The organism is Legionella sp. JM-2024, from assembly GCF_055389095.1.
In genome coordinates this window covers 2435881-2453129 of the sequence record NZ_AP039388.1, presented here as the reverse complement: position 1 = coordinate 2453129, position 17249 = coordinate 2435881, and the positions used below count along the sequence as shown (strand labels likewise).

Genomic DNA, 17249 nt, shown 5'->3' with positions numbered 1-17249 from the left:
GTGCTCTCAGAGGGCCTTGTCTCCTGATACCTTGGTTCGAAGCCAACTATTCTAGTTCTACAACCCTTTAAAATAAAGGCCTTGCGATACATCAAAATTTGATAATGCAACCTAATAAAGTCTGAAACGGTCTAGTCCTACCACAGTTAAGACACAAATATGTCACACTGGTATTGCTCCAATTTCTCTGACTGTATCTCTTAAATAATGGATAAAACTGTTTGCATAAGATGTTCTATAATAACCATTATTATGTGTTATTTTAAAAATGAAGCGATATGCTTACTGAAAGAGAATTTAAACTTTTATTAAAAAAGTTAAAGAACGCAACTAAAAAGGATATTAACAATAACCAGGAGATGCAGCAGGTATTTTATAATTGTCTTGATTATTGTAAGGAATTCCGCCGTCTCAGTGATCTGCGCCTGCTAGGGTATGCAGTATTTGCTGGTCGTGGCATAGGAGTTATACAGCCTAAAGTGATTGGTAATTTTGATTTTAATGGCAAAAATAAGCGCGTATCAAATAATGAATATGATGAACTGTGTAGACAGTATCAAAAGGCTTTTGAAGATTATTATAAGCCTGGGGATGTGCCCAATTTTTTAGACATTGATAAAGTTTTTGATGAAGTACTTCCACATAAATGGCAAAAACATGATTCTGATGAAATATCTTATGAAGAAATTGAAGATGATAATTTTGAAGATATAAGCTCCCAAGCTAACAAAATTTTAAAACTAGGTGGTATAGACCTATATCTCTATGCACAACATCAGGGTCGGGGTTTATCGTACAAAAGACATGAGGGCTTGTTTAATGGTGAAATTGATCACGTAATTAATCAATGCACTACATTTTTATCAGGTGTTAAGCGAGTCTATAACAAAGAAATAGCAGCAATTAATGAAGATAGCTCATTAAGCGAAGATCATAAAAGTAATCTTAGAGGGAGGGTGAATAGACGCTTTACAATGAAATTTAGAAGCCAATATCAAAAACTCTTTGACTTTATTGCGACATTACCATATGACGAAGCTGATCGCAGTGAATTTGAGAAAGAAAAAAGTTATGAATATTTAAAACAACAACTCGAATCAGATGTTGCTAATGAGGGGTTAATGGATTTAAATTTAGAGGAGCATCTTAACACTTTGTACCAAGCAAGCAAGAAATACCTTCTTAGTGATTACTCTATAGATAAAATGAATGGATATATACCTTACTCAGGAAATGTGAAAACTTTTTACCATGGCGGGGGATTATTGCATATTATTGATTTTCTGATTGGCAGTTCGCAAGGATATACATTGGAAAATACAGGTTACAACAAAGGTTTACAATTGAACGCATTTGACAATCGGTCGAAACTTGTTACATATGCTTATGATGCTGCTAAAAGAAATTTTGATACTCCTGCCTATCTAAAAATCAATATCCCACCAAGCATGCTTGAAAAGGCAAATAATTTGAATGAAGCCGGGTTGTTAAAAAGGAGTGTTTTGCACCCGGATGTTACCTGGTCGTTGACAGCAGATAATGGTGCTTTTAAATTAAAATTTGATGGAAAAATGGTTACGGCGTTTGTTAAAAATGAAAAAATTTGGACGAAGGAAGCTCAAGAGTTTAAAAAAAGCCCCTTATGTGTACTGACCGATTCATTTACGATGAAAATGTACCCTGGTAGGGAACTACAACAAGCGCATAGCTTTTTTAAAGCAGAGTATTTAGGGAAAGGCACAGTAAAGGTTGACAAGGATGAAGTTGAGGAAAAAAAATCAAGTCCGTGATCTGGGCGCGGATTTTTGGACAAAAGGGGCACTCTATCAATTTTTATCTGATTATCTGAATATTCAAGAGATTCAGTTTTCAAATCAAGTTTTTTCCCTTATTAGAAAGGATAAACCCAACAAGAGTAGCTTTGACGAAGTCAAAGGCTAACGTGAGCCGAGACAGAAACTTATCTTAAATTTGCTTGCAAGAAGTCAGTGGTTATCAACCCTTGCTAATAACATTGACATTCCTGATTGTTTTACTTTAAAATTAAATGTTAATTTGAGAAACCATTCAAAAGTAGGTTTACAGCGCCATGAAAATTACATCTTAAGTACGCCCAATTTATAGGGCAAAGCGAACAAAGTCATTTTTGACTTTTTGTTTTTTACTGTCCTGATAGACATGCTTAAGAGTAAATCATGAACTATAAATCGACTCAATTTAAAAACGTAAATTTTATCCACCCTCATAAAACCAGCTTTGAAGCAAATTGTTTGCCAAATCATCTAGGCTCCTTTGTCTGGCATTTTTTAAAACCGTATCGAACCTTAGTTGTTTTGTTTGTTCTGTTAGCCTTGTTGGCCGGATTTTGGGGACCATTTAACAGCTTATTGGTTAAGTCCTTCATTAATACTTTGGCATCGAAGACAAGCATGGATATGTCCTCTTTGTATTGGATAGCCGGATTGTTGGTATTGAACTTTATTGTTTTTGACAATGTAACCTGGCGAACGCTCGGATTTTTGAATTATAAATACGAAGCGGTCATCAAAAACCAAATTATTAGCCAAACTTTTGAGTATGTATTGGGATCTTCCCATCAATTTTTTCAGGATAATTTATCTGGACGCATTTCCGATCAAATTACGACGCTTGCTGATAATCTCGAAATTATTCTTCATCGAGTGTCTGTGGACTTTATTCGCGGATCTTCTTTGCTAATTGTTTCATTTATTATGGCTTATTACGTCAATGTCCTGTTCTTTTATATTTTGTTACTTTGGTTCATTGCCTTTGCTTGGTTTAGCATTTGGATGTCCAGGCGCTTGGTGCATTTGTCGGATGATCACGCAAGTAGTGAATCTCAGCTTTCTGGTCAACTGGTTGATGCTTTAGGTAACCAATCGAATATCCGTATTTTTTCTCAAAAAACGTATGAAGTAAACCGAATGAACCGCTATTTTGGATTGGTGCAACAAGCGTTTCAAAGAAAAGAGTTATTTATTGTTTTGTTATGCTGTGTGCAAGGCGGCATGATTGCTGTGATGATGGGTCTTGCTGCGTTTACCTTAATCCATTTGTATGGGAAGGGTCTTATTAGCATTGGCGATTTTGCTTTGATTCTCGGGCTCTCAATGGAATTGGGTCATATGATGTGGTACACCATGTACCAAGTGGATCAATTTAACCAAGCTCTTGGTAAATGTAAGCAGAGTTTGAAGTCGTTAGTTATTCCTCATGACATCAAGGATAAAAACAAGACATCTCAATTACTGGTCACTCATGGCCATATTGAGTTCTCCAAAGTTAAATTTCATTACCGAGGTGCATATTCTCTTTTTCAAAATAAGTCAGTTATTATTGCAGCAGGTCAAAAAGTAGGTTTGGTTGGCTATTCCGGTAGCGGCAAGTCAACCTTTGTGAATCTTATCTTAAGACTTTATGATGTGGTGGATGGTCAAATTCTTATCGATGGTCAAGATATTCAGTCTGTCACTCAAGATAGTCTTAGACTGGCTATTGCTATGATTCCTCAAGATCCTACACTTTTTCATCGAAGTTTAATGGATAATATACGCTATGGCAGGGCGGGTGCTACTGATGAAGAAGTTGTTGCAGCCACACAAAAAGCCCACGCCCATGAATTCATTAGCCAATTGCCAGAAGGTTATGAAGCCTTGGTAGGAGAACGTGGGGTTAAGCTTTCAGGGGGACAACGTCAACGCATTGCGATTGCCCGAGCCATCTTAAAAAATGCTCCGATTTTAATGCTTGATGAGGCGACCTCCCAACTTGATTCCATCACAGAAGCGAATATTCAGGATAGTTTATGGGAGCTGATGCAAGGAAAAACAACCTTGGTTATTGCCCATCGTCTGTCTACTCTTCTGCATATGGACAGAATTTTAGTATTTGATAAAGGGCATATTATTGAAGATGGTACACACAGTGAATTGCTCAATGAAGGTGGTTTGTATAAAACCTTATGGGATGCCCAGGTAGGTGGTTTTTTGCCAGATAAACAGAGTGAGGTGCGCAGGGAATCACTGAATAGTGAGGTAGTTGATGAGTAAATTACATATTGAGTTTTCGGCAGCTATTGAGTGGCAGGATTGGATTGTCCATACCAAGAAATCTCTAGAATATCAATATTATGCCGTATTAACCCTATGCAGAGCCATGTATGTTATCTACCACCATGAACAAAGTTCTAAATTAGAATCAGGAACCTGGGCTATAACCCAATTCCCAAAATGGCAAGATTTGATTCAAAGAGCACTAATAAAAGCTGGACCAAGTGAGGCTAGCAATGACTTTGTTGAAGAAACTTATCAAGAAGTCACTGCCTTTGTTGATGAAATGGTTCAGTATATTCAAGAGAGAGAATAAGTAATGTCAGTCAAACAAGAGCAACGGCTTATTGAAGTGATTTCTTATGATTCTAATTGGCCTATGCAGTTCATACCGGAAGCAGAACAGATTAAAAAAGCGTTAGGTAATAATTGCATTGAAATTCATCATATCGGTTCAACATCAGTACCTGGTTTGGCTGCAAAACCAGTGATCGATATGATTCCTACCGTTTTGGATATTAACAAAGTAGATAGTGCTAATGCCACCATGCAGGCGCTTGGTTATGAAGCAAAAGGAGAATATGGTATCCCTTTTCGTCGCTATTTCCAGAAAGGAAGCAATCAAAGAACACATCAGGCCCATGTTTTTGAGCTTGGTAACCCAGAAATCGATCGGCATTTAAAATTTAGGGATTGGATGAGAACACATCCTGAGGATAGAGAGGCTTATGCTCGTTTGAAAGAGGATTTGGCACGCCAATATCCTTATGACATCACCTCTTATTGCTTGGGGAAAGAGGACTTTATTGCAACAATAGATAAAAAAGCAGGTTGTAATGGATTAAGGGTAGTTAAGGCACTAACAACGCAAGAATGGGATAAAGCACGTCATTTCAGACAATTCTATTTTTTTGACAAAGCAGGGCTTTCTGATCCTTACACTTGGACTTTTGAGCATGATGCTCACGTTCATTTTGTTTTGTTCCAGGGACGCGAAATCATTGGTTACGCTCATCTGCAATTATGGCCTCATAACAGAGCTGCACTACGGATTATCGTTATCGATGAGCCTAAAAGAAACCATCAATACGGCAGCCAGTTTTTGACCTTATGCGAAAAGTGGCTCAAAAGCCAGGGCTCTCAAAGTCTGCATGTTGAGTCCTCGCCCGATGCACTAAAATTTTATAGGAATAATGGTTATGTCGACATGCCATTTGATGATCCCGATGGCTATGAAAGTGATGCCCGAGATACTGCTGTAGGTAAAATATTATGATTCACATCGAAAAAATAACGGGGGAATTGGCTCAATCATTGTGTCAAACAATCACAATGGATTTACCAGAATATTTTGGTTTTCCAGAAGCCAATGAGCACTATGCAATAGGTGTGAAAACTCGTACCAATTTTGCAGCGAAAGATGATGATGTTGAGTTGGTGATAAACCAATTCGCTTCTACATTCAATACGACTGAAAATAGAAAAGTTACCAATTCTAAACCCGAATATTCTCAATAAAACGCTCCAGATTTTCTATAATATATAATAGATTTTCGTTTAATTTCCTTACTTCTTTATCAGGTAAGTTGCCAGTAGACAGATTCTGCATCAATATTCCCTGCTTTTCTAATTCCCGACATGCATTTTTAGCTTTTTCAGTAAGAAAAAAATAATAACAGCGTTTATCTTCCTCACTTCGAACTCGTGTAATGAGCTGGTCTCTTTCCATCTTATCAAGAATACCGACAACGGTAGGTTGTTTAAGTCCCGCACTTTTTGTGAGCTCCATTTGAGTCTGGCCATCTCTTTCCCACAAGCGAACCAGAAAAATAGTCTGGCTATAAGTCACACCAAGTTTTTCAAGGTTGAAATTTGAAACACGTTCGAACAATCGGGCTGCTTTTTTGATCAATACACCAGTATGTTCGTTCAGATTAAAAGTCATAAGTATTTCCTTTTTCAATAATATATAGGAGCCTATATATGTTGACAAGTTCGTATTCAATGAATATTATGACCCCGCTTTTTGTATTTATAAAAGGATGTAATTATGTTCAAAAAAAGCTTCATGCTATTCATAGTTCTAGGGGTACTTAATAATTTTTCCTATTCCTCTTCTCTCAACACAACTTTAGCTGTTGTTGAAGAAAATGCGGATCGTATCAGTTTCTACAATCCTGATACAGGTGCAAGACAGGGTAGTCTGAAACTTGCCTTCCTCCCTCATGAAATTGCTGTTGCAAAAGATGGAAAGACGGCTTATGTCAGTAATTTCGGTATCAGAGACTACGACAGTGGCTCTGGTGTTCCAGGAGTATCAATCTCTGTCATCGATCTGCCTAACCAAGTCGAGAAATATCGACTATTTACTTTTGATCCACTGGAAAGCAAAGATTATTCTGACATTGATAGTGCTCCCCATGGTGTTAAATTACGTCCTCCTTTTGAGAAGCAACTTTATGTTAATGTAGAAAAGGGTAGCAAGATTCTCGTCTTTGATGTCGATACCAAAACCATCGTCAAAAAGATTGAGGTTAGTCCTAATACGCATAATCTGTTTTTTTCTAATGATGGTAAGACTTTGTGGTTAATGGCAGGTAAAGATGGCGTCATCCGAATCGATCCTGATTCAGGAGTAGTCACTGGAAGCCTAACATTACCATCGGCTGTACGCGGTTTAAAATATACGCCAGATAATCGTTCCCTGATGGTATCAGCTGTCAACCAGATTGTTTTTATTGATCCAGATACCCTTGCCATTAAAAAACAATTAACCAATTTAAATCTGGGTCCAATTCTTTACTCAGATATTACTCCGGATCAAAAATATGTATTAGCACCTGCACCCTTTGACCATCAGGTTGCAGTGATTGATGTTGATTCAGGCCAGGTGATAAAACGTTTAGTCACCGGCTTAAATCCCATGAATGTTTTGGTTAGTCCCAATGGTCAATATGCTTACGCGTCTAATGCAACAGACAAGCATTTGTCTCAAATAGATTTGCGTACCTTTGAAGTTACTTCTATTCCAACTCATGCAGGACCGAATGGTTTAGCATTCATCCCTGAATTTAGCTCGAACATACATAAAAAACTGCGCATGGGTGTTGCTCTACCATTGACTGGAAAAGACGGTTCTAAAGGCCGTGAAATGCTTAGAGGATATGAATATTGGAAAAGTGCAGTCATCAAAGGTGGTGGTCTTTTAATTGATAATCAAGTTTATGACCCTGATATTATTTATCTGGATACTGAATCTGAGAAAGAAAAGCTCAAAAGCCTGACTCAGGAATTATTCGTTCAGTATCAAGTACAAGTACTGCTATCCACTTATGGCATGGATACTTACAACCTTGAAAGAGAAATAGCAGAAGCAAACCAAATCATCCTCACTACAGCGCCAGGTGAAGAAATGATTTGGAAGCCAGATAATATTGCACGAGGTTATGATTATTTTGTAACTACAAATCTTTATGAAAAAGGTTACATCAACCAGTACAATTTTAAACCATCCATATGGTCAGCAATGGCTTCAGCCATTGGATTGAAATTCCAAAATGCTTGTCAAACGGCAAATACTCTGGATTATCAACAAATAACTACTTTATTAAATGAGGGAGATTTTCACTTGTTTTATCCCTAAAACCCCATACAAATTAGATATGACTGAATCGATAAATTAAGGATTATTTATGAGACTGACTATTGAGAATAGTTATTCTGAAATCTGTGGACGATTATCTCAACTCACAACACCATTAATCTGTGATGCTTTACCCAGTGTGCGCCTCATGGATTCAGATATTCATTCTTTTAACACACCATTACAAACAAAAATTCTAGGAAGAGCCTATACCGTAAACTCGGCACAAGATTCTTTATCTACAATGCAGGCTTTGGATGACTTGCCAAATTTTATACTCACGCTTGGTTGCACTGATGAGCGAGTTCCTATTTTATTAGTTATTGCCTCTTGTGGTACCAAGTTTGCTGTAGCTGGTGGTATGTGTGCAGAAGTAGCAAAAACCAAGGGTTTTGGTGGCATTATCACCGATGGGAATTGTCGAGATGTTTCTGAAATCAGAGCGACCAATCTCCCATTTTTTGCCAAGGGTCAATGCGCCAAATCGGGAAGTAAAAATAAAATTGGCAGTATAAGAAAAACAATCAATTGCGGCTCTGTTGAAGTCAATCCAGGTGAACTGATACTGGCTGATGAGGATGGCATTGTTATCATGAATAAAGAAGAGGCTGTCAATGCCATTAATAAGGCAGAAGAGATCAAGGAAAAAGAAGCGCTTGCACTAACTCGTATTTATGAAGGTGCTCGTTTTGATGAAATTTGTAATTTAAAAGAACACATGGAAAAACTGGAAAGAGGTGAGTCTTCTAACCTAAAACTGACTGTATAAAACTAAGGAATTAGAAATAATGTACAAAATAATCTTTTTCATATTTGCTTTAATCCTAAGCTCTACGGAAGTGATGGCACTAAATGAAGAATATGTTTTCGATCCTACTGATATTCATCATAGTCTTTATGTTCCTGATAAAACAATAAGATCTCCTGCTATTTTATTGCTGCATGCTAGTACTGGCATTGAAAAAGTCAATTATGATTGGGCCACTCGATTAAAAGAACGAGGATATGTGGTCTATATGATTGACAGCTTTAAACCCAGAGGTTGGGAAGATCGTCGCTCAGTAGGCTGGGAAAGAGCTACACAAGCACAACTTGATGATATCGTTCCCGCCTATGAATATCTTAGACAACTTCCTTTTGTTGACCCTGATCGAATGGGTATTTTGGGATTCTCTATGGGAGGGTTTGATGTACTAAAAGTCATGGAGTTATCACAACAAGATCCCAAACCTTACCAACAACTCTCCTTTAAAGCAGCAGCTTCTTTTTATGGGGTATGTCATCGACTTGAAAAAGGAGCAAAACTGCGAGAAATCACTAAAATATTTATTGGGGAGAATGATGATAGATCAACAACCCAGGATTGCATTCAGTTAGTCAATCGAAGTACTGATAACAAACAAAATGCCACCATTCAAATTTATTCAAACGCGTTGCATGGGTTTGATAACTTTGAATTTCCTGCCTCAAAAGAAGTCACTGATGAAAAAGGAGAACATTATCATATTGGTTTTAATGAAGCAGCAAGAGCTCAAGCATTAATAGACCTACCCGAATTTTTTGACAGCCATCTCAAGCTATCTTAATTTATGGAGTCGATATTCAAGAGGTATTATTTAATGCGAAATCTTTATTCATGGCTGTCAGTATCTTTGAGTTAACTATCTCAAAAAGATGGCGCGCCCTGGAGGGAATGGGATTTACCAAGCCATTCCTTATTATATCCAACAGCAATTAGCTTTACTGTCGAGGCCTGATTATAGATGATAGCGCAGCACACTGTCTCCAACATTTAAATTACTATCGTTTATCAGGTTATTGGCTTCCATTTTATGAAGAGGGCAACTTAAGAAAAAGAGCCTTATCTCAGGCTCGATTTGCCATGCATATTCGCCCGAGAGTTTACGAGTTCTGGAGGGTACTTTGTATGCAAAGCAGCCAAGTCACGGTCTGTCAATTCTGTTTTTTTAAATTCCTCAGTAAACCATTCGCTAATATCCTGTTTAAGCCTTTTGCTAAATTCCTTTGATAGTGCTTGCTTGTACTCATCACTGTTATTTTTTTTAGAAAAAAAACGAGGATCACAAATCGATGTTACAAATTTATGTTCGGGCGCATTACCGCGTAATAAGTCATTAAGCTCAGAAAAAAAGAGTTTTATATTTGAATGAGATGGATAAAATATTTGTCCCATATAATCGGTATATGTTCTATTGTATTCCAAAGTCACCTTCAGTTGAAAAAAAAAAGCCTTAAGTGAATTTGGGTCTGATTTAGATCGATTAATTAAGTTGTTTAATCGAATAAAAATAAAATCCTTCGAAGATTCGTATATATTTAATTGCGTATCAGTAAACATATTCAGTTTCTCCTTAAAAGAGCTAGTTATATACGACTTTTAGACATTAAAGCCATGACCTTTATCAGGTTCTTCATCATTATGTTCACTCTTTTGAGCATGAAGCTGTTCTTTAATTTTAGCAAAGTTTCCTTCCATCTTAGCCCCCGATATCACGGCTGGATTAACGACTATTGGAGGACCTTCCAACTCATCCTCACTTAGCATGACATCTTTCTCAGGTTGTTTTTTACCTGAAATCTCGCCTCGCATTCTTTCTAATGCGCCAATTTCACACTTCATTTGGGCTTCTTGAATATCCAGGTTAATCCCTTGTACTTGTTGGTATAATGCAGGAAATTCACGTGCCATTATTTCTTTGGCTTTTGGACTCTCGCAGTTTTTCAATAGCATACCAAACAATTGAGGTAGCATGTTGATACCTAATGTTGCATCTCCAGCATCTTTAGTGGTCATGCCTTCTTTTGTTAACTGACTTATTTTCGTTTCGAGTTTCTGAATAGAATCTAAAATACCTACACATGTATTCCCGGCTAGTTTTTCTCCTTCACTTTTGCCTTTTAATGTTTGTTGTATGCTTTGTATCACGTTCCTCATATGTGCTAATTGTAGCTTAGGGTCTTTTGGGTCAAGTTTAACTCTAATTTCATTTTCATGATGTTTAATTCGATCTTTACAGTGTTCGATATATTGGTCTTGAAATGTTTTGTCGAATTTTTCTTTAAAAGCTTTTTCTAAAGATTCTTTTGGAGTTCCTTGAAAATTTTGTTTAAATCCTTGAGCCAATACTTGATCTTTCACCCAATCCTTAAACTTCGCATCAAACTCAGATTGAATTTTCCTTCTTTCTTCTTCAGTTAGAGTGTTAAATGATTTTCCTTCCTTTGCAAGCTCCTGTCTTTTGATATTCGTGAAACTCTCTAGATAAGTATCCTGATAATGCCTCTCTAATCCCAAACCAAGTCGTGATTCTATAGTCTCCTGAACTTTTTTCTCGAGCGCATCCTCGAACTCCCTTTTATGCACTTGTTCAATATGTTGTTCAAACAATTTTCCATAATTTGCGTTATAATTTTTCCAGTTTTTATTCACATAAGCATCATAATACCCATTTTTTCCTTGCATATAATCACTCTTCGTTTGCTTCTCCACCTCCGCAAACCTGGTTCTCAATGGTGCTCTTACAAGTTCACTTTGCGCAAAACTAATCGCATTCATTATTCCGTGCATATGAGTCAGCAAAAATTTTTGTTTGGAGGGATCACTCGTAGTTTTTGCCAGAGTTTTCATAGATTCCATTATTGCTTTTGCATTTTGTGTAAGGATTTCTTGTGGATTTTCAACCCCCACAGTCTGGAGATCAGTATGCAATTTTAATAAACTCTGAATGTTCTTTTTAATGTTGTCTACATGCTCATTATATATAGCTATATTTCCAGTATTCGTTAACCCCCATCGCTTTTTATGACTAATTTGAAATGTTTTACCAATTAAACTCGACAGATTTTCTAAATCTTCAATATTACCCCGTTTTAATAGTTCAGGAACTTTTAATGGCTTAGGCATAATTAATCTCTAATGAGTGATATTCAAAAAATAATTATTAAAAACTATTCTCCATAAGTATAATTATAGATCCAATTGTATATTTTTTATTAATATAGGGAGTGGTAACTTCTCGATAAGTCTGTATAAAATTGCAGCCAATGCAGTTACTATTCCTGATTTTTCCAGGCAAAATGCCTATGCCTTGCAATGGGGAGGGGGCTTTGCGGGACGAACACATTGCACTTTCGCTGCTAATAAGCTGACTTGTAAAACAGCAAATTTGCTACATCTACTTTTTTGAATCAAGGCCAAAACTTTTAAGTAAGTTTGGTTCCGGATTAGGGGCCCCCCCCAGGTTGATACATTAAATGGTGCTAAACATGCGAATATGAAAGAACGGTACTTGATCCAAAAAGGAAGGCTATTGTCCTTGTTGGTGGTGATAAGTCAGGTAGTAGTGAAAAACAATTTTATAAAAGCTTAATTAAAAAAGCTGAAATGATTTACATTCTTAATAGAACCAGTCATTACCCTTTATGGTTTAAACTTTTTAGCAAGCTCAGTTAAGGTGTCATTTTATTTGATACATGTATGTCTCTAAATCTTGTTTCGCCTTAAATATCAAGTAGGGAGTAAAGGGATAATAAACCATATCTTTTAGAGTAAGTGTAGGTTGCTCATGCTCACCAAATAGAATATAGACTATAGTTTAAAATAACACGCTCTAAAGAGACGCAATCATGCCCTATCCTGGCTTACCTAGCTTTAGTAGAGAAGAAATAGAAAATTACATTTATACTAAGTCTCATATGTGCCGAACCCTGGCGAACGTTGGGCTACCAGAGAGAAGGAGGCAAGCCAATGGATGGGTTGATATGCCGCACCCTGAAACCTTGTTCGAGAAAACAGCTGCCGATCTAGCCTACCTACGCCTTTGTGAGGAAGATTTAAGGCAAGAAGTGAGCGCCGTGCTTGTGCAGCTTAAACAATTCCCTCATGATCAGGTGCTCCTTGATAGACGCAAAGCATTAAACCATCAAATCAGTGTCATTCTTTCAAATAGTGAGCGTGTCCTTGTCGATATGGCAACATTTGTTCTCAACACCTATATTCAACCGCCGCCAGCTGACAGTCAAACTGATCTAAGTCATCCATACAATGAAATGAAGCGATTAATCGTCGGTGGTGAAGGCCCAGGTGAGGTAGGCCCACTTAAAATGAATGCAGCAAGTGGATTATTGGAATCTCGAGACGGTAGTTTTAAATCTCTCCAGCTTTTGCTAGGTGAATGGCTCAATCATAACGGCCTACAGCAAAGGGATAAGCGACATCTAAACTTAAGTGATGAAGCTTTAGCCGAGACGGTCAACTTACGACACACGGAGGGAGGGTTATACCCTTAAGCAGCTAGGAATGCAACCGTTATACGTTTCAGCTTAATAGAGTCATTGGTTTCCAGGTTACAGTTCACTTAATAAGGATATGTGTTACATTCTCTATTAATGAAAAGAGCATTAATTCAACGCGCTTGTCGGAAGGTAATTCCTACTTTCTTGGACATGCTTGCTGAATTAAAACAAAGTGGGTTTAAGGCCTTAGCCTCATTGAGCAAAACACTAGCTTCCTGGAAAGATGAAGTGGCTAGAATGTGGCGATTTAGTAAATCTAATGGGATAACTGAAGGCTTCCATCGCAAAATGAAACTCATTCAGCGGAGAGCTTATGGTTTTAGAAATTTTGAAAATTATAGAGTCCGTGTTAAGGTCCTTTGCGGGTGATTATAGCTGCCTCCTTAAATGGGGAAGAACCCCGATGTCTCCGGAATAGACCGATTTTAAATGGCGCGCTCGGAGGGACTCGAACCCCCGACACATTGGTTCGAAGCCCATGAGATCGTTATAAAATCATTGTAAATTCAATGAGTTGCGATGTAACAATGTTATCTGCTCCTGCCTGAAACTGCCTAGTACTGCGTTAGTTAAATTTAGACTGTTACAAATCTGCTACATCCTTTTAAATTTTAAAATCAAATATAAATTGACCTTTTGTAATATAAACAATATGATTATATGTATTTGACAGCATATGTATTTAAGGTCATAATTTATAATGAAATGGTTAGTAGAATTTCATGATGAATTCGAAGATGAGTTTGATCAATTTGATGAAGCGGTTCAAGATGAACTATTAGCGAGGCTAAAACTTTTAAGTAAGTTTGGACCCGAATTGGGTAGACCCCAGGTTGATACATTAAATGGTTCTAAACATGCGAATATGAAAGAACTTAGATTTAATGCTAATGATGGCGTCTGGAGGGTAGCATTTGCATTTGATCCAAAAAGGAAAGCTATTGTCCTTGTTGGTGGTGATAAGTCAGGTAGTAGTGAAAAACGCTTTTATAAAAGCTTAATTAAAAAAGCTGATGCTAGATTTGATAACCATCTTAATAGTTTAAAGAAATGAGGTGTGACATGTCACGATCCCTTGAAGATAAAATTAAAAGTTTGCCTAAAGAGCGCCAACAAAAGATTCAACAACGAACTAATGAGTTGATCGCTGAAGAAATGTCTTTGCGTGACATTAGAAAAGCATTAAAACAAACTCAAGAAGATTTGGGTAATAAACTACATATTGGTCAAGATGGAATTTCTCGCCTTGAAAAAAGATCAGATATGTTATTGTCAACTCTGAACAAATATATTGAGGCGATGGGTGGCTCTGTAAAGGTAATAGCTGAGTTTCCTGATAGAGGTTCAGTACAGATTAAAAGCTTTAATGATTTGCAATCTTAACTACTCATCTAGAAAGATGATAGAAAAATCTTTCTCAAACCAATAGGATATTCTTTTTTATATTGACCATTAATTTATTGCAACTCTCATTGATAGGGGCAGGCATAAACTCAAATAAATGGTTATAAAGCTGTTCTGCCTTCTCTAGATCATCAGTACCTAATTCAGTGGGTAATGGGACTGTACCAGGTATAACTTCATCAGCGTTTTTTTGTAAGGTTTTGTTTATTTTATCAAACATTTTTTCACTCAAAGGATATCTGTAGTTAAAGTAGTCATTTATTATTCTAAGTTGTTTGACATCCTCTTCATCTAATTTAATAAATTTCACCCTTTTAAGAAGCTTATATAAATCATGTGATGGTAGATAGCAGCTGTTTTCATATATATCACATCCTTTTAATAATAACTCAAAAGCATAATGATAGAGTACTGAGCATTGTTTCATAAGAAGAGGGTATTTATGTAAAGCTTTAGCAGCACTAACCATCAGTAGAGATTCTTGCAAAAATCTATCTATCTCTGTCTTTGGTATGTTGATTTCATCTTTGAATAGCTTTTTTCTAAGAATATAACTTTTATATCCCATAAAGTTATTAGGTAAAGTAGCGAAAACCGTGAAGCCCATTTTTTCATAAAACTCTTTTGCTTGGAATTCAGTTGTATCGGTTTGAATAATTTTACAATTATTGTCATTTGCCAATTTATCTAATTTTTTAAAAATTTTGGAGCCAATATTTTTTCCTCTATAATTTTCATCTATCCACAAAGTAAATATTCGGCATAATTGTCCAAAGATATCACCTTTTACACCGCCAATGACCTCGTTTTCATTATTAGTTGCATAGATACAGAATGGCTTTGTCTCATACGCGCCAATAATTGACTCATTAAATAATTTAAGATTGCTATATAGAATATCACCTACAGTTTGATTTTCGGAGCAATCAACTACAATGCTAAATTGATTAGACATTAGTTCTCATTATTGTTTAAGTAAAAATAAATTATTTCGGCTCTACACCAAATAAGGGGGCACTTTAATCAAATTAGTCTAGACTAAGTCCTTGATTTTGCGATCAAAAAGGAGATTAAAGTGCCGAAGTACAATCTTATCCTAAATTTACCTGGATTTTCCATAGTAAAAGTGAGCGGATATCAACCGTTATTATTAGATGTAAGATACAACCGATTAGTGCGTTGTAGTCACTGTCAAAGTAAGAAAGTACGGAAGAAAGCTTCATATATTCGAAGAGTTCATCATGAGTTAATTGGACATCGTCGAAGTATATTAAGGTTTAAAGCGTATAAGTTGTATTGTTATGCGTGTAGTCGTTATGGTAATCAACAATTCCCCGGTATTAATAAACATCAACGTGCTACTTGGCGAGTGCAGGCGGCGGTGTTTCATGAGCATAGCCGAGGAGTTTCTCAAAAAGACTTATCAGACCGCTATAAGAAAGGCAAAGCGACCATAGAACGTTGGTATCAACGTCACTATGAAGAGCAGCATAGGGAGTTAATTAATAAACCCTGTCCTGTAGTGCTTGGTATTGATGAACATTTCTTTAGTAAGAAAGAGGGTTTTGCTACTACGTTATGTGACCTGAGAAAGCATAAAGTCTTTGATGTAGTTCGTGGTCGAAGTGAAGGGGATTTAAAAGACTATCTGCAACAGCTGCCTGGAAAAGAACGAGTTAAAGTCATCTGTATGGACTTAAGCAGTACTTATCGGTCTATTGTAAAAAAATACTTTCCTAATGCAATGATAGTTGCCGATAGATTCCATGTAATCCGTTTAATTCAACATCAATGTATGATGACTTACCGAGAACTCTCCAGTGAAATAAAAAGCAATAGAGGTATCTTAGCCTTATTGAGAACAAGGTCTGATAACCTGAGTGAAGAAAAGAAGGCTAAAAGAGACGCCTTTTTAACTCAAAATCCGACTATCGATGCAATCTATCAATTCCAATAACAACTTCATTCTCTTTTAATGAAAAGAGCTTTAACCCAAAAGGCATGTCGTAAAGTAATACCTACGTTCTTAGACATGCTTACTGAATTAAAGCAAAGTGCTTTTAAAGCCTTGGCTTCATTGGGTAAGACACTGGGAGCTTGGAAAGATGAGGTTGCCAGAATGTGGCGGTTTAGTAAATCCAACGGAATAACAGAAGGCTTTCATCGCAAAATGAAACTCATTCAGCGAAGAGCTTATGGTTTTAGAAATTTTGAAAATTATAGAGTGCGTGTTAAGGTGCTCTGCGGGTGATTAAAGCTGCCCCCTTAAATGGGAAAGAGCCAGGCTTTCATCGTAAAATGAAACTTATACAACGAAGAGCTTATGGCTTTCGTAACTTTGAAAATTATAGAACCCGTGTTAGGGTGTTGTGCTGTTAAATGGGGAGTGCTCCCGTAATTGGGAAAGAGCCCGAAATTTGTAAAACCCTTGTGGGATATGGCGCGCTCGGAGGGACTCGAACCCCCGACACCTTGGTTCGAAGCCAAGTACTCTATCCAGCTGAGCTACGAGCGCAAAGGGGATTTATTGAAATTTCATTTCTAGTCTATTACATCAGGAAGGAGACCAGAATGGTGGGCCGTATAGGATTCGAACCTATGACACAGAGGTTAAAAGCCTCCTGCTCTACCACCTGAGCTAACGGCCCTTTAAGGGTACAATTTATACAATACAATAAACGGATGGTATCAGTTTATTAAAACTGGTGGGCCGTATAGGATTCGAACCTATGACACAGAGGTTAAAAGCCTCCTGCTCTACCACCTGAGCTAACGGCCCTAAAGAGGCTGAAATCATACCCGATTAGAGCAGAATT

16 protein-coding genes, 3 tRNA genes and 2 pseudogenes are annotated in these 17249 nt (G+C 37.0%); 14 read left to right on the top strand and 7 right to left on the bottom strand.

Annotated features, from left to right (window positions below; translation table 11 throughout):
* Window positions 1–278: 278 nt before the first annotated feature.
* The 5 genes from ACZ5EK_RS10850 to ACZ5EK_RS10830 all read left to right on the top strand — a co-directional run bounded on the left by ACZ5EK_RS10850 (window position 279) and on the right by ACZ5EK_RS10830 (window position 5588).
* The gene (locus ACZ5EK_RS10850; protein ID WP_464429564.1) at window positions 279–1790 is read left to right on the top strand and encodes a hypothetical protein; all 1512 of its coding nucleotides are present in this window, start codon (window positions 279–281) and stop codon (window positions 1788–1790) included.
* 405 nt (window positions 1791–2195) lie between these two features.
* A complete protein-coding gene (locus tag ACZ5EK_RS10845) occupies window positions 2196–4070 on the top strand; it encodes an ABC transporter ATP-binding protein (RefSeq protein WP_464429563.1) in 1875 nt (624 codons plus the stop codon).
* A complete protein-coding gene (locus tag ACZ5EK_RS10840; protein WP_464429562.1) occupies window positions 4063–4386 on the top strand; it encodes an aminoglycoside adenylyltransferase domain-containing protein in 324 nt (107 codons plus the stop codon). Before ACZ5EK_RS10845 ends, ACZ5EK_RS10840 begins: the two co-directional genes overlap by 8 nt.
* A 3-nt stretch (window positions 4387–4389) precedes the next feature.
* Window positions 4390–5346, top strand: coding sequence for a GNAT family N-acetyltransferase (locus ACZ5EK_RS10835; protein ID WP_464429561.1), 957 nt, complete (start codon window positions 4390–4392; stop codon window positions 5344–5346).
* Window positions 5343–5588, top strand: coding sequence for a hypothetical protein (locus tag ACZ5EK_RS10830; RefSeq protein ID WP_464429560.1), 246 nt, complete (start codon window positions 5343–5345; stop codon window positions 5586–5588). Before ACZ5EK_RS10835 ends, ACZ5EK_RS10830 begins: the two co-directional genes overlap by 4 nt.
* Here the strand turns inward: ACZ5EK_RS10830 and ACZ5EK_RS10825 are convergent.
* On the bottom strand, window positions 5566–6015 hold the full coding sequence (locus tag ACZ5EK_RS10825; RefSeq protein WP_464429559.1) for a MarR family winged helix-turn-helix transcriptional regulator: 450 nt from the start codon (window positions 6013–6015) through the stop codon (window positions 5566–5568). The two genes, ACZ5EK_RS10830 and ACZ5EK_RS10825, sit on opposite strands and share 23 nt — an antisense overlap.
* Window positions 6016–6120: 105 nt before the next feature.
* On the opposite strand from ACZ5EK_RS10825, the gene ACZ5EK_RS10820 reads away from it, so the two are divergent.
* From ACZ5EK_RS10820 to ACZ5EK_RS10810, 3 genes are read left to right on the top strand one after another with little or no spacing between them, the layout of a single operon-like run.
* Window positions 6121–7713, top strand: coding sequence for a YncE family protein (locus ACZ5EK_RS10820; RefSeq protein ID WP_464429558.1), 1593 nt, complete (start codon window positions 6121–6123; stop codon window positions 7711–7713).
* A 49-nt stretch (window positions 7714–7762) separates the two neighbouring features.
* Window positions 7763–8482: an RraA family protein gene (locus ACZ5EK_RS10815; protein ID WP_464429557.1), complete on the top strand. Its 720-nt coding sequence runs from the start codon at window positions 7763–7765 to the stop codon at window positions 8480–8482.
* Window positions 8483–8501: 19 nt separating this feature from the next.
* Window positions 8502–9299: a dienelactone hydrolase family protein gene (locus ACZ5EK_RS10810; protein ID WP_464429555.1), complete on the top strand. Its 798-nt coding sequence runs from the start codon at window positions 8502–8504 to the stop codon at window positions 9297–9299.
* Window positions 9300–9574: 275 nt separating this feature from the next.
* On the opposite strand, the gene ACZ5EK_RS10805 is transcribed toward ACZ5EK_RS10810, so the two are convergent.
* Window positions 9575–10072 (bottom strand): hypothetical protein, encoded by a 498-nt coding sequence (locus tag ACZ5EK_RS10805; protein WP_464429554.1) that lies wholly within the window; start codon window positions 10070–10072, stop codon window positions 9575–9577.
* Window positions 10073–10111: 39 nt separating this feature from the next.
* Entirely contained in the window at window positions 10112–11638 is a 1527-nt protein-coding gene (locus ACZ5EK_RS10800) for a hypothetical protein (RefSeq protein WP_464429553.1), read from the bottom strand.
* Between the two features lie 722 nt (window positions 11639–12360).
* On the opposite strand from ACZ5EK_RS10800, the gene ACZ5EK_RS10795 reads away from it, so the two are divergent.
* The 4 genes and pseudogenes from ACZ5EK_RS10795 to ACZ5EK_RS10780 all read left to right on the top strand — a co-directional run bounded on the left by ACZ5EK_RS10795 (window position 12361) and on the right by ACZ5EK_RS10780 (window position 14412).
* Complete coding sequence (locus ACZ5EK_RS10795) at window positions 12361–13023, top strand: hypothetical protein (RefSeq protein ID WP_464429552.1); 663 nt, start codon at window positions 12361–12363, stop codon at window positions 13021–13023.
* An 84-nt stretch (window positions 13024–13107) separates the two neighbouring features.
* Window positions 13108–13398: pseudogene (locus ACZ5EK_RS10790) on the top strand (transposase); the annotation flags it as partial.
* 331 nt (window positions 13399–13729) lie between these two features.
* The gene (locus ACZ5EK_RS10785; RefSeq protein WP_464429551.1) at window positions 13730–14083 is read left to right on the top strand and encodes a type II toxin-antitoxin system RelE/ParE family toxin; all 354 of its coding nucleotides are present in this window, start codon (window positions 13730–13732) and stop codon (window positions 14081–14083) included.
* 8 nt (window positions 14084–14091) lie between these two features.
* On the top strand, window positions 14092–14412 hold the full coding sequence (locus tag ACZ5EK_RS10780; RefSeq protein WP_464429549.1) for a helix-turn-helix domain-containing protein: 321 nt from the start codon (window positions 14092–14094) through the stop codon (window positions 14410–14412).
* Between the two features lie 34 nt (window positions 14413–14446).
* Here the strand turns inward: ACZ5EK_RS10780 and ACZ5EK_RS10775 are convergent, their stop codons facing one another.
* Window positions 14447–15388, bottom strand: coding sequence for a GNAT family N-acetyltransferase (locus ACZ5EK_RS10775; protein ID WP_464429548.1), 942 nt, complete (start codon window positions 15386–15388; stop codon window positions 14447–14449).
* A gap of 120 nt (window positions 15389–15508) precedes the next feature.
* On the opposite strand from ACZ5EK_RS10775, the pseudogene ACZ5EK_RS10770 reads away from it, so the two are divergent.
* Together ACZ5EK_RS10770 and ACZ5EK_RS10765 are read left to right on the top strand one after the other, a co-directional pair.
* Window positions 15509–16684, top strand: a pseudogene (locus ACZ5EK_RS10770) (ISL3 family transposase).
* Complete coding sequence (locus ACZ5EK_RS10765) at window positions 16681–16812, top strand: transposase (protein WP_464429546.1); 132 nt, start codon at window positions 16681–16683, stop codon at window positions 16810–16812. Before ACZ5EK_RS10770 ends, ACZ5EK_RS10765 begins: the two are co-directional and overlap by 4 nt.
* Window positions 16813–16871: 59 nt before the next feature.
* Here the strand turns inward: ACZ5EK_RS10765 and ACZ5EK_RS10760 are convergent.
* From ACZ5EK_RS10760 to ACZ5EK_RS10750, 3 genes are all read right to left on the bottom strand, one after another.
* Window positions 16872–16948 (bottom strand) — tRNA-Arg (locus ACZ5EK_RS10760).
* Window positions 16949–17005: 57 nt separating this feature from the next.
* Window positions 17006–17081, bottom strand: a tRNA-Lys gene (locus ACZ5EK_RS10755).
* Window positions 17082–17136: 55 nt separating this feature from the next.
* A tRNA-Lys gene (locus tag ACZ5EK_RS10750) sits at window positions 17137–17212 on the bottom strand.
* Between the last annotated feature and the right edge of the window lie 37 nt (window positions 17213–17249).